Source organism: Persicitalea sp. (assembly GCF_041751555.1).
In the GTDB taxonomy this organism is placed as follows: Bacteria; Bacteroidota; Bacteroidia; order Cytophagales; family Spirosomataceae; genus Persicitalea.
On sequence record NZ_JBGSXF010000393.1, the window covers coordinates 1 to 11,987 of the forward strand.

Sequence of the window (11,987 nt, forward strand, 5' to 3'; positions counted from 1 at the left end):
AAGATGCTGGACATGGGCTTCATGCCGCAAATCCGGCGCATTCTGGAAGTGATTCCTACCAAGCGACAGAACCTGCTCTTCTCGGCTACTTTTCAGGAAAAGGTTGAGAAGTTCTCCTACGAGTTTCTGGAATTCCCAATGCGTGTGGAGGTCACGCCGCAGGCTACCACTGCTGAGATGGTGACGCAGTCGCTCTACGAAGTACCTAATTTCCTGACTAAAATCAATTTGCTGGAATTGCTCTTCTCACGAGACGAAGATTTCAGCCGGGTTCTGATTTTCACCCGCAGCAAAGCCACCGCCGACAATGTCTATAAATTTCTGACGCGGAAGGTTTTGCAAGAGGATAACGTACGCGTTATTCACGCCAACAAAGGTCAAAACACGCGCATCAACGCCATGGAAGCTTTCAAGGACGGCGACATCCGGGTGCTGGTAGCGACCGATGTGGCATCGCGCGGAATCGACGTGACCGAGGTCAGTCATGTGATCAACTTCGACGTGCCGATCATTTACGAAGACTACGTTCATCGCATAGGGCGTACGGGCCGCGCCAACCACGCGGGCGAAGCCATCACTTTCCTGACCCCGCCCGACGAGTACCACATCAAGAAAATCGAGGGCCTGATCCGGGCGGAAATACCGCGACAACCGCTGCCCGCCAAACTGACCATACTGGAAACGCCCCGCGAGGAGAACCAAAACCAGCTCCGCGAGATCGACGAGCAACGCCGCCGCGAAGACCCAACTTTTCAAGGGGCCTTCCACGAAAAAAAGAAGCCGCCCGTCAAAGCCGGCAACCCCTCCCGCCGATCCGCCCGCAAGCCGCATAAGAAAGGCGGCCCCCGACCGCCTCGCCGCCGTTAGGGCAATATTAAGCACTAGCAAGGCGTTTGCTTTTGTGCGACTTCGCCCCCTCGTTTGTTCGATTGATCTCGCCTTAACTTTCTATGAAATTTTCAGTTCAAATTCTTTGTCTTTTTCTACTGCCCACCCTCGGATGGTCCCAGACCATGCAGTACGTCAGTAATACCCGCTCACTCGACACCAACGTGTCGTCGCCGCCTCGGGAATTGACGATGGCCGAGCGGCGCGTGGCCCCGCTGTTCGGCGAGCAACGCAAAACCTCAAAGCAGATAGAAGGAGAGATCAAATTCCTTAACGAGTGCGACAAATCCTTCCCCAACCGCGACGAGGCCAGTGCTTTCTTCGCGGCTCGCGCCTGGGAATACGTACAGGAAGGTCAGCTCGACACCGCCGCTTACCGCTTCAATCTGGCGTACCTGCTCGATGAAAAAAACGTGGACGCCTTTTGGGGGCTTGGGGTAATCTGTTACCAGAAAAACGATTGGGAAAAGGCCGAGCAAATGCTCCGTCGGGGCGCCACCCTCGCTCCCGACAATGTGCCACTCATCGTTGACTTAGCCACTGTCGAGTTGGGCCATTTTGCCAATAACAATGAGGCAGAGGATTTGGCAGAATCATACCGACTCCTAACTAGGGCCGCTTCGCTGGACACGACTTATGCCCAAACCTTCGCCAACCTGGCCCTGGCCGAATACCACCGTAGTGATTTCCCCGCTGCCTGGGAGGCGCTACACAAAGCACGTAAGCTCAATTTTTCTGCGGTTGATTTTCAGTTCGTGGAGCTCATGAAGGCCAAGATGCCCGATCCACAGCAGTTTTTCAAGTGAGCCATTTCGTGTAAATCTTTGGCCCGGGAACACGTTAAATAATTCGTTCGCGCAGGGCTTTGGCTACTGCTTCGGTACCGCACTGCACGTGTAGCTTGTGGTAAATGTTTTTCAAATGGCGCCGCACAGTTTCCACCGAAATGCTACATCGTATCCCAATCATCCGGTAAGTAAAGCCCTGCGCGAGCAGTTGCAAGAGCTCCTGCTCACGAGGCGTGATACCATAGCTTTGCTGGGCGGGGGGCGTGTGCAGGAAAGTTTGCAGTACCCGCCGGGCAATGCCAGGCGACATGGGTCCGCCGCCTTCCACGACTTCCCGCAGCGCGCTCAGTAGATGCGTGGAAGTGTCTTTTTTGAGCAGATAACCATCTGCCCCACTGCTCAGGCAGGCAAACAGCCGCTCGTCATCGTCGAAAACGGTATGCATCAGCACCCGGATATCGACGTCTACCTCTTTGACCCGGCTTACGCAGTCAATTCCGCTGCGGCCCGGCATGTCGATGTCCATCAGCACCACGTCGGGTCGGTCGCGGCGGGCCTGTTCCGCCACGCTTAGGCCGTTGGCATAAGCACCGGCGACTTCAAAACCTTCCGCGTTGCCAATCAGCAGTTCGAGCAGCGAGCGTAGTTCGTTTTGATCTTCATAAATTGAAACCCTTACCATGCGTATTTCCAGGTTAAAAAGGAGCGAGATCGACCGCCCGGCCACAAAGAACCCGCTTTGGAATTGACTTGTCAATAACCCTTTCGGGTCAGGTCGGCACTGGAAACCGAAATTGCAGCGCGGTGCCTTGTTCCGGCCCCGAGCGAATCTCGATTTTTCCGCCCAGGCGTTTGGCCCGGCTGCGCATATTGCGCAGGCCGTTCCGTTCGGTGACCGCCTCGGGATCGAAGCCCCGACCGTTATCGGTCACTTCCAACCGCAAATGCCGCTCTTCCAGGGCAATACTTAGCCTAACCTTGGTGGCTCCGGCGTGCTTGACCAAGTTGTTGACCGCTTCTTTAAATATCAAATAAAAATCCTGCCGTTTTTCCATGGACATTTTCAGTCGATCGACCGATTCGGGTAGCTGGATTTCGTAGGAAATCCCCGCCGCCTCGAAGAGTTCGGCGGCATAACGGTTCATACGGGCGACAAGGTGACTCAATTCGTCGTTGCGGGGATTGATGCTCCACACAATGTCGTCCAGCGAGCCGCTGACTTGCCGCGATTCGGTTACGATTCGCTCGATCAGCGAGCGCGACGGATGTTCGGCGGGAAGATTCTCCCGGATCATCGTACCCATAATGTTGATGCCGCTCAGCGACGAGCCGATTTCGTCGTGCAAATCCGCCGATATGCGATTGCGGATGTTCAGGACGCGAACCAATTGCCCGACTCGGTAACGGTACAATCCGTAGAGCAAGCCAACTACCAACAGGGCGACGAACGCCCGGAACCACCAGGTCTGGTAATAGGCAGGAATTACGTCGATGGCTAACTGTCCGGTCTGAGGGCTCCAGTTGCCGAAGGAGTCGGCGGCTTTCAAATGCAGGGTATAGTGGCCGGGTGCTATATTGGTGTAGTAGGCGCGGTGGGCCGTGCCGCTGTAGTGCCATCCTTTATCCTGACCTTCAAGAAAATAGGCGTACCGAACGTTGGGAAGCCGACTGTAGGTCAGGGTGGTAAAATCGGCACTGAAGGCGTCGTCGTGCTGTAAGCGAACGGATTGCTCAGAATCAAAAGGGCGCTCCTGCTCGTGTACCTGAAAGGAACTAACTACGAGGGGGGGCAGAGGAGAACGACGATTCACCCGCCGCACGTCCAGGAAATCCAGACCGTTCTCCTGGCCAATAAAAAGTTGGGTGCCGCGATGGACGTAAAGCGCGGCCGTCGTATTGTTTCGGCTCAGCCCATCGCTGACGGTAAGCCGCCGGAGCCGCCGCATTCTGGGGTAGTAGGCGCTCAGGCCGTCGAAATTCCCGATCCAGATGGTTCCGTTCTGGTCTTCGGCCAGGCGGCGATTTTCGCGGTCGTACAGGCCGTTGCGGGCTGTCAGGGTGATGAGTAGTTGCCCGCTGGGCTGCTGTTCGGTCACACTTCCCCAGCGAGCGGCCCACAAATGGCCGTTGCGGGCAATCATCACGCTATTAGTCGCCGATTCTTCGGGTTGACGGGCTTTGGGATTCTGGGCGTCGGTATTTACGAAACGTCGGGTCGAGTCCGCCACATAGTACGGTCCCCGGTAGGTTCCCAACCAAATGCGGCCCTTGGGGTCGGCTTTGAGATCGGTCAGGAAATTGTTGTTGCGGTGCAACGCGGTGATCGTAGAATCTGCCCAATAGCGCATCACTTCCCCCGTACGGGTGTCCAGCACCCGCAGACCTTCGTCGTTGTTGCCGATCCAAAGTCGTTGCTGCTTGTCGATGAGGCCGTGGTCCACAAAGGGAACCGAAAAAAGTGTCCCAGCCCGCTGGGCGGCGGCCCTGGTCACGAAGCGGTTCTGGTTGGGATCATACACCAGCACCCCATCGCCCTGATAATCCCAACGCCTGAGGCCAATCCAGAGATGGCTATTGTCCGGCTGCTCGATCCACATTGTTTCAGCAGCATCGCTGGGGTACCGGACCAAGTCGAATTGGCCGGTAGGGCGGTGCCAGCGCAGCAGCCCGGTGTGCGACAGCCCCAGCCAAAAGGTTTCCCCGGTGGTATCCCGTCGGTCGGCCAGTATGACTTTTACCGTCACGGGCAGGCGAACCAGCTTCGGGGGAAGTGCCACCGTTCGGACGAGATTGTCCTGCGGGTTGTATTTCAAAACGCCCTCCGAGGTGCCGACCCAGACAATACCATTGGCCGGGTCACGGAAAATCGTGTTCACACCAAAAGGGAAAGTAAGAAGGTTTTCCAAGTGAAAAAAACGTCCCTGCTCGGGCCGGAAGACCCATAGACCGCGCTCATCGCCTACCCACAACAACTTCCGACCATTCTCGTCCCGTCCTTCTATCACGCAGGTAATCTGGCTGGGTTCGTCAGGGATTTTTAAAAAAGTGTATTGCTCAGTAATTGGGTCGAAGCGAAGTAGTCCCTGACCGAATGCCCCGATCCAAAGAATTCCCTCGGAGTCCACGCAGCCCTGGCTCAGGTAAATTTGAAAGCGCCGGGCTGGATCGGGACAGTCCCGACCCAGAACACAGACGAAGCGGTTGGCCCGGCGATCGAAGCGGAATAGGCCGTTGTCGCTACCCATGGCCCAGAGAACACCACGCTTGTCTTCCAGAAATCCCTTCGTTTTTTGGCCCTGGTAGGTAGTCCGGGTCAAAGGGTAGTAGTCAGTAGCGTCCGTCTTAAAATTGACTCTTCCGATGCCATCGGTGCGGCTGAACCAGCCTTCGCCCGATGCACTTGCATAGAGATAGCCTGCCGACCGAGAGGCGGTAAGTACAGGTTTCAAACGGAGCGCGCTGGGGTAGATGCGGCATAGTCCCTTCCGGTCAGTGGCGACCCATATCCGGTTGGCCGAATCGGCCACCATACCCGTAATCAGATAGGTTTCGGGAAAAAGAAGAGACCGAAAGGCCGTTCCATCGTACCGGGCCGGGCAACGGCGGGTGCCGAACCAGACAAAACCCCGGCGGTCTTTGGCGATGCTGTACACAGCCCCGCCCGGCAGCCCGTCTTTTTCGGACAGATGCTCAAAAGTAAAGTTGGGAGGCTGGGCGAACGTCCAATTCGGGGGACCGCCGCATAGCATCAATGTCCTAACCAGTAGCAGGGGCAGCCATTTTTTCATGACCAGTCAAAGGTTAGAGAAGAGAGATTGCCGTTCAGCAAGTTAGCCAACTTCTGCTTACAATAGAAAACTTTTTTTACCGCTCAATCAATAGGTGTAAAGGGTTATTGACGGGGCGGTGGCAATTGGGGAAATTTGATGCACTATTTCAAAAGTCATTTTTGAGAAGCATCATGAGAAAAATCACCCAACCCCGACTGCTGCTGATAAGCCTACTGCTCTTCCTAGTTTTAGGCTTTACGCCCGCCTCCGCGCCGGATGTCGTCGGCTCTTGGCGCATGGTGGCCCACAGAGTATCGCCCGCTCAGGATGGTATCATGGATATTTACACTCATTTCAAAGACCTCTACGGTGGCTGTCAGGAAGACATGGGGCTTACCCTCGTTGCCGACGGTAGCCTGAAAATGACTCCGGTCAAGGGTTGTCAGAATCCGCTGGGCAACATCATGATGAAAGTGGCGGTGAAGTTTATGCCTTCCGGCAAAATGTCGTGGGAGTCCACCGGAAACAAAATCATCTTACAAGATAGCAAAGGCCAGCGCCGGGAGTACGAGCTGCAGTTGAACGGCAACAGTATGCAGTGGATTTTCGACGAAGGCAGCAAGGAAGCCACGGTCAAGCACACCATCGAGTACCGCCGCGAGTAAGCCAATGACCAATCATTTTACTTAAAACAAAAAATACCATGAAAACACGCGCTCACTTTTTACCAGGGCAATGTATTGTTCTGCTGGTGTTTATGTTCCTGGTCATTTCTTGCAAGAAGATCGCCGAAACATTAGATTTTATACTGAACAAACAGATTTCATATCTTATTGATTTACAGAATATTAAAAAGATTAATATGTGATAATTCTACCCCTCACCCAAAAGATACTGCATAGTCTGTTTCCGAAACGGGTAGTCTATACGACAATGGGTTGTGGCTCTAAAAACCTTTCCCTGATTTCAATCAGATTTAATGATTAAGCCGTGCATAGCGATGAAAATATTTATTAAAATACTCAAATGGTCGGGCATTGCACTCCTAGGAACGTTGCCCCTGGTGGCTGGCATTATCTACGCCGTCAGTGAGTTTGAACTCCGCCAAACGTATAACGTACCTTTAGCGGATTTGGCCGTACCGACCGACTCCGCTTCCATTCGTGAAGGAGAACGCCTTACCCGTGTTTATCACTGCGAGGGCTGTCATGGGGAAAAGTTCAAGGGTCAGGAGTTCCTGAACGTACCGATGCTGGCTACACTCTACGCTCCCAATGTGGTAGCTGCTCTACCCCAGTACACCAATCCCGAACTCGACCGGATGATCCGGCATGGCGTTCACCGCGATGGGCGCGGAAGCTGGATGTTTGCGTCGGGTATGTACTGCAACATCGCCGACCGTGACATGGGAAAAATAGTGGCTTACCTCCGCACCCTTACGCCTTCTGCCGGGCCGACATTGCCCCAAAATAGCTTCGGGCTGCTGGGCCGAACCCTGTTGGTAGCGGGGCAATTTGTTCAGCCGGCTGCGCTGATCGACCATGCCCACAGCCGTGAAATGGCCAATGCCGCCGCTGCCGATACGTCGCAGGTGGGCCGGGGCAAATACATCGTAATGTCGCTGTGCAGCGGCTGCCACGGCGGTCCCGAACTTAAAGGTGACCTAGACCCACACATGAACTCCCCCGCGCTGATCGTTGCCACGGCCTACAAACCCGAAGCGTTCCGCCATTTTCTGCGTACCGGAGAGGGCGGATTGAGTAAAAAAGACTGTGGTGAGATGTCTTTGATAGCCAAAGGTTTCCTTACAAAACTAACGGATCAAGAAATCGACGACGTGTATGCTTTTCTGCAAACGCTGCCGGCCCGGCGCCTGGCCAGTAACTAAATAAAATTCAAATATTAACTATCCATCCAAACCTAATTCAAGTTTTTCAAATCATTTCACCCTGCTATCCTTATTCGTCAGGTGTATGGCGGTAAATCTCCCCTTTTTCAACAATCTAAAACTATGAAAAACAATATCATTTCCCCCCTGTGTCTGTTGGCTCTGCTAACGCTCAGTAACTGTGAAGATCACCGCATCCCTGTCGAGGTTCCGCCACTCACTATCAGTACCCTGGCGGTGGGATTAGTCGCCCCGATCGGGGTAGAATCCGACCCTTCCGGGCGGTTGTTTGTGTCTGAGTCAGGCACCGGAAAAAACGACAGCCGGATTATGTTCGTGGCCACCGACGGAAAAACGTACCCGGTCGTCACGGGCTTGCCATCGGCCATCTCGCCGGGTGGCGAGCCGGGGGGTACGGATCACCTGCTGTATGCCGATGGGGTTCTGTACGCATTCAACGGCGGTATCCTGTATAAGATCAAGGTATCTGGCTACATGCCGGGCGATATCCCCATCGCGGGATCGACGCTCGTGGGGGAAGATATCGGCGCATGGGTAGTGAACTACAAGTTCGTCAACGATACCAATGATTCTCACCCCTACAATATGGTGATCGGTCCCGACGGGGCCATGTACATTACCGACGCGGCGGCTAACGCCATCATTCGCCGGGACAAAACTGGTGCGCTGAGCGTACTGACCGAGGTGCCAGCCATTAAAAACCCAACACCCGTTGGACCGCCTTTCATTGAGGCAGTTCCAACTGGTATCACCTACGACGGAACAAAGTTTTTGATCGGTACTCTGGTTGGCTTTCCCTTCCCCGCCGCCCAATCCACACTCTACCGGATGGATCTGCTAGGTAAGCTCACAGTTCAGCAACAAGGTTTCACTAGCGTGGTTGACGTCGAAAACGACGGGTCGGGTGGCGCACTGGTGCTGGAATACGGTACGTTTGGGGCCATGGGCTGGAATATGAACACGGGTCGGCTCCTGCAGTCCAGCCCGGCGGGGAATAAGGTGTTGTTCGACAAACTCAACCAGCCTACCGACCTGAAAATTGTGGATGCCCATACCGCTTACATGACCATCCTGGGCGACGGAACACTACAAAAAATCAGCTACTGAGCTTGTCCGGCATCTGGCCGGATCATTGCGATATTTATTTGGCAAATACTGATATGAAAACTTTCCTTCTTTACGTCCCAAAGCAGTCTGCGATTGTGCTGATACTGATGTTCACGGTCATTTCTTGCAAGAAGACCGCCGAGCCTGCCCCTTTTAGCATCGCCAGCATGAGTCCCGAGCAGGGCATCGTGGGCACGACCGTTACCATTCAGGGGGAAGGTTTTTCTGCTACGCCAACGGAAAACCTGGTCAAGTTCAATGGCACGAGCGCGACTGTCACCGCCGCAACAGCTACCCAACTGACCACCAGCGTCCCCGCAGGTACCAAAACCGGGCGGGTGACGGTAGAAACAGACGGAAGAACAGCTACCTCGACCACGGATTTTGTGGTGATCCAGGAACCGTACATCACCAGTTTCTCTCCCGCCCAGGCCGAGGAAGGGGAGGAGGTTATGATTACGGGTTCAGGATTTAAGAAAAGTACCCTGGTGGTAAAATTTAACGGCATCAACGCCACGGTATTTAACGCCAACTCGGATACCCAACTCTTCGCTTTCGTTCCCGACGGAGCTACTACCGGGAAGATTTCGGTTGAGGGAAATGGCAACGTTAGTACCTCATCCACCGATTTCACCGTGATAATTCCCCTCACGGCCAAAGCTACCGTCACCAAACTCGCGGGCATCCCAGCCTACCCCACCAGCGGGGCCGATGGGGTGCGAATGGCCCTTGCGAGTGACGATAAGAGTCTCTACCTCACCGGGCCGGGCCAGAAAACGGTTTACCGAATGGATCTAACTACTTTGGGCGTAGCTCCTTTCCAGACCATTACGGACAATCCGGTAGGGGTTGCCGTGTCGAGTGACCAGATTTTTTTCGGAGAATCGGGGCCGGGCTACTACTACACCTACCGATTCGACAAGCTTTCCAAATCCACGGCGGCCAACCCTAACGCCCGTCCCTGGTCGCTCAAGTCGGCGAGCGGGGCTACGGCAGGCAAATACAGCTACATCTGTACCAACTTCAACAACGAACTATTTGGGATTACTAACGGTACGGCGGGTGGAAACACGGCGTCCAGTTTCACGGCTACCCTCGTCAACAGCCAGCTAAAAGGAACGCCCGACCAAGCCAACGCCCACCTGGCTACGAATGGTAAAAGCGTATTCGTTTCGGGCAACAATGCCCTCTGGAAGCTACAGGCTGACAATACGCTCAAACTTGTAGCAGGGGCACCCGGCCAAAAAGGCTATGCCGATGGCAGTGCTTCGACTGCCCGCTTCCAGGACGGTGGCTACGCCCGGGGCAACGCCATCACGGTAGACGAAAAAGATAATGTGTACCTGACGGATTACGGCTGTGGTTGCATCCGCAAAGTGGACGACCAAGGCAACGTAACTACCGTGGCAGGCAAGAAAACCGCCTCTGCCCGCACCGGCAAAGGCAACCGGATGCGCTTCAACTTCGACTCCTGGGACATAGCTCTGGCCAAGGATGGTGCGCTCTACGTGATCGCCACCAACGATGTGTCGAGTCAAACCCTGCGCTTTGCGGTGTACAAAGTAGTTTTTAATCCATGATTTCTAACACTTTAAAATAACAATCTACCATGAAAATCCACTTTTTTTGATTAGTATCGATAATATGCATTCTGTTAATTATCAATCTAAATGGCTGTAAAAAGGCAGAGGATACTACACCCCAACTCTCCTGCCGGACCGAGCAGTACGTTTCTCTTGATGGGACCAGCAATGCAAACAAGTACAACTACACTTTTACCTATGGAGCCGAAGACCTTCCCATCATGATAGAATACGTGTACGGAAATTTTAATTCGACGATGGCACAGAAAGGGGGTGGCTATATAACTACCAAACTGCCGGGAAGGTGGTCATCGAGCAAACCCTGGAAAACAAGCACTATACCACGATCACGCTCAACCTTGATGACAAGGGGCGCGTGACTCACCGCGGGAAGATGGCGATGTTCCAGGCTCAAAGGTGATTTATGATTACGAACACGACAGCAAGGGTTATTTGGCCAAGATCAAAAAGGCAGGCGGGGACGAAACCGATATAACCGCTGAAAACGGTTACCTACGCTCTGCTAAAATCGGCTCATCCACCATCACGATTACCACAGACGAGCAGTTGGATTTTAAACAACCCATACCTATCGGCTTCCTGGGTATCCAATAGCCTTTGGTAAGCTTTCTGGGCAAACCTTTCCGCGGGAATATTACGGGTTATAAATCGGGCACTACGTACCAGGTCAATACTAACAGCCTGAATGTACAGGGTGGTTTGATAAGCCGGGAAATTACCTATACTGATGCGGCTACCAACAAGTCCGTACCCTTCCTGAAGGAAACCTACACTACTAAATGCAAGTAACCTTTATGAAAAATTATGTTTTTAGGTGGGTATTTCTGCCAATAATTCTGCTGGCCTTATTATCAGGTTGCAGCAAGAAAAGCACCGAAGACCCGCAAACCGTGGTTAGGCCCGGTACTGCTGCCATGAAGCTTATGCAGGATGGGCAAGTTTTAGTCGATATAAAGACTTTAAAATCTGCCGCCGTCGGAGGAGGGAGTTACGCGGTGGATATCAGCAGCACGGACGAAAAAAACGCACTCAGCTTAAGCATCAATGGCGAAGCTGTGGGTAATTATCCGTTTATCAACAGTTCCCAGACCTTGACGCCCGGAAAGGCCAATTTTACGCTGTATAGCTTCGCGCTCCCGGCGGCCTTCGCGGGTACGGCGGGTATTCTGATCCCCGAATCCGGTGAAGCGGTAGTAAAAACCGCTACCAAAAGCCGGGTTAGCGGCACCTTCCAGGGAAGTGGAAAAAATGTGAAGGACGGTAAGACGTACACGCTCGAAGGTACCTTCGATGCACCAGTTTTCTAATGACGGCATAAACGATTTCAATATGAAAAAAATACATTCCATTCGCCTTTCCTTTCTTCTTTTGGCCACTTTACCTATGCTGGCCGTTACATGCGGCAAGAAGAACAACGATCCCGCACCGAAGGCATCGCATCCCGCTACGGTTGCAAGTGTCTGGGCCTGGCAGAAGTTGCTTGTTTCCCCACCTGTCGATAACATTACCGACATTCTTGATTTTTACGTGCAGCTGAGCATTCTCACTTCCAAGTGCCTTCCCTTATTCCTATATGAGTTCAAGAGCAACGGTTCGCTGGTTGCCATCGAGCAGAAGATATGCCAAGCCACGGGCGTTGGGCCAGTAGAATTTGGGCCCAAAACGGGCGATACCTGGGCGGTGACGGGCAACAAAATTGTCCTCACCCACCTCGATGGTACCAAAGACGAGGCAGATTTGGAAATTAAAGACAGTAAGTTGGCAGACGGTTCCAAGAGTAAACTCATGATCTGGAAGCGAAAAATCGGTGATCGGATGTATACCTGGGAGTTTGAGCGCAAACTTTGAATTGGCTCCATACACCCTTCGACGGCCCCAAACCAAATGGTCAGAATCCTTTGGGACGTCCTCACGCCTTCAT

12 protein-coding genes are annotated in these 11,987 nt (G+C 53.4%); 10 read left to right on the forward strand and 2 right to left on the reverse strand.

Features of this window, described 5'->3' with window-relative positions; genetic code table 11:
* Both ACEW8P_RS13870 and ACEW8P_RS13875 read left to right on the forward strand, forming a co-directional pair.
* A partial coding sequence (locus ACEW8P_RS13870; RefSeq protein WP_373513673.1) for a DEAD/DEAH box helicase occupies positions 1–867 on the forward strand: 867 nt, incomplete at its 5' end.
* Positions 868–1,013: 146 nt separating this feature from the next.
* Entirely contained in the window at positions 1,014–1,694 is a 681-nt protein-coding gene (locus ACEW8P_RS13875; protein ID WP_373513674.1) for a tetratricopeptide repeat protein, read from the forward strand.
* A 34-nt stretch (positions 1,695–1,728) separates the two neighbouring features.
* Here ACEW8P_RS13875 and ACEW8P_RS13880 read toward each other — a convergent pair whose 3' ends face one another.
* Together ACEW8P_RS13880 and ACEW8P_RS13885 are read right to left on the reverse strand one after the other, a co-directional pair.
* The gene (locus tag ACEW8P_RS13880; protein WP_373513675.1) at positions 1,729–2,358 is read right to left on the reverse strand and encodes a response regulator; all 630 of its coding nucleotides are present in this window, start codon (positions 2,356–2,358) and stop codon (positions 1,729–1,731) included.
* Between the two features lie 88 nt (positions 2,359–2,446).
* Positions 2,447–5,464, reverse strand: coding sequence for a two-component regulator propeller domain-containing protein (locus ACEW8P_RS13885; RefSeq protein WP_373513676.1), 3,018 nt, complete (start codon positions 5,462–5,464; stop codon positions 2,447–2,449).
* A gap of 173 nt (positions 5,465–5,637) precedes the next feature.
* Between ACEW8P_RS13885 and ACEW8P_RS13890 the strand changes: the two genes are divergently transcribed.
* The 8 genes from ACEW8P_RS13890 to ACEW8P_RS13925 all read left to right on the forward strand — a co-directional run bounded on the left by ACEW8P_RS13890 (position 5,638) and on the right by ACEW8P_RS13925 (position 11,914).
* Positions 5,638–6,111, forward strand: coding sequence for a hypothetical protein (locus ACEW8P_RS13890; RefSeq protein WP_373513677.1), 474 nt, complete (start codon positions 5,638–5,640; stop codon positions 6,109–6,111).
* A 335-nt stretch (positions 6,112–6,446) separates the two neighbouring features.
* On the forward strand, positions 6,447–7,334 hold the full coding sequence (locus ACEW8P_RS13895) for a c-type cytochrome (RefSeq protein ID WP_373513678.1): 888 nt from the start codon (positions 6,447–6,449) through the stop codon (positions 7,332–7,334).
* Positions 7,335–7,457: 123 nt separating this feature from the next.
* Positions 7,458–8,462: a ScyD/ScyE family protein gene (locus ACEW8P_RS13900; protein WP_373513679.1), complete on the forward strand. Its 1,005-nt coding sequence runs from the start codon at positions 7,458–7,460 to the stop codon at positions 8,460–8,462.
* Between the two features lie 53 nt (positions 8,463–8,515).
* Positions 8,516–10,042: an IPT/TIG domain-containing protein gene (locus tag ACEW8P_RS13905; protein WP_373513680.1), complete on the forward strand. Its 1,527-nt coding sequence runs from the start codon at positions 8,516–8,518 to the stop codon at positions 10,040–10,042.
* Between the two features lie 420 nt (positions 10,043–10,462).
* On the forward strand, positions 10,463–10,660 hold the full coding sequence (locus ACEW8P_RS13910) for a hypothetical protein (RefSeq protein WP_373513681.1): 198 nt from the start codon (positions 10,463–10,465) through the stop codon (positions 10,658–10,660).
* Between the two features lie 3 nt (positions 10,661–10,663).
* The gene (locus ACEW8P_RS13915) at positions 10,664–10,855 is read left to right on the forward strand and encodes a hypothetical protein (protein ID WP_373513682.1); all 192 of its coding nucleotides are present in this window, start codon (positions 10,664–10,666) and stop codon (positions 10,853–10,855) included.
* A gap of 5 nt (positions 10,856–10,860) precedes the next feature.
* Entirely contained in the window at positions 10,861–11,373 is a 513-nt protein-coding gene (locus ACEW8P_RS13920; protein ID WP_373513683.1) for a hypothetical protein, read from the forward strand.
* A gap of 22 nt (positions 11,374–11,395) precedes the next feature.
* The gene (locus tag ACEW8P_RS13925; protein WP_373513684.1) at positions 11,396–11,914 is read left to right on the forward strand and encodes a hypothetical protein; all 519 of its coding nucleotides are present in this window, start codon (positions 11,396–11,398) and stop codon (positions 11,912–11,914) included.
* The last annotated feature ends 73 nt before the right edge of the window (positions 11,915–11,987 follow it).

What these genes read in the sequence shown, in the direction of transcription:
- ACEW8P_RS13895 (WP_373513678.1), top strand. Translation starts at nt 6,447, where the DNA reads ATGAAAATATTTATTAAAATACTCAAATGGTCGGGCATTGCACTCCTA.
- ACEW8P_RS13885 (WP_373513676.1), bottom strand. Translation starts at nt 5,464, where the DNA reads ATGAAAAAATGGCTGCCCCTGCTACTGGTTAGGACATTGATGCTATGC.
- ACEW8P_RS13920 (WP_373513683.1), top strand. Translation starts at nt 10,861, where the DNA reads ATGAAAAATTATGTTTTTAGGTGGGTATTTCTGCCAATAATTCTGCTG.
- ACEW8P_RS13900 (WP_373513679.1), top strand. Translation starts at nt 7,458, where the DNA reads ATGAAAAACAATATCATTTCCCCCCTGTGTCTGTTGGCTCTGCTAACG.
- ACEW8P_RS13905 (WP_373513680.1), top strand. Translation starts at nt 8,516, where the DNA reads ATGAAAACTTTCCTTCTTTACGTCCCAAAGCAGTCTGCGATTGTGCTG.
- ACEW8P_RS13890 (WP_373513677.1), top strand. Translation starts at nt 5,638, where the DNA reads ATGAGAAAAATCACCCAACCCCGACTGCTGCTGATAAGCCTACTGCTC.
- ACEW8P_RS13925 (WP_373513684.1), top strand. Translation starts at nt 11,396, where the DNA reads ATGAAAAAAATACATTCCATTCGCCTTTCCTTTCTTCTTTTGGCCACT.
- ACEW8P_RS13875 (WP_373513674.1), top strand. Translation starts at nt 1,014, where the DNA reads ATGCAGTACGTCAGTAATACCCGCTCACTCGACACCAACGTGTCGTCG.
- ACEW8P_RS13880 (WP_373513675.1), bottom strand. Translation starts at nt 2,358, where the DNA reads ATGGTAAGGGTTTCAATTTATGAAGATCAAAACGAACTACGCTCGCTG.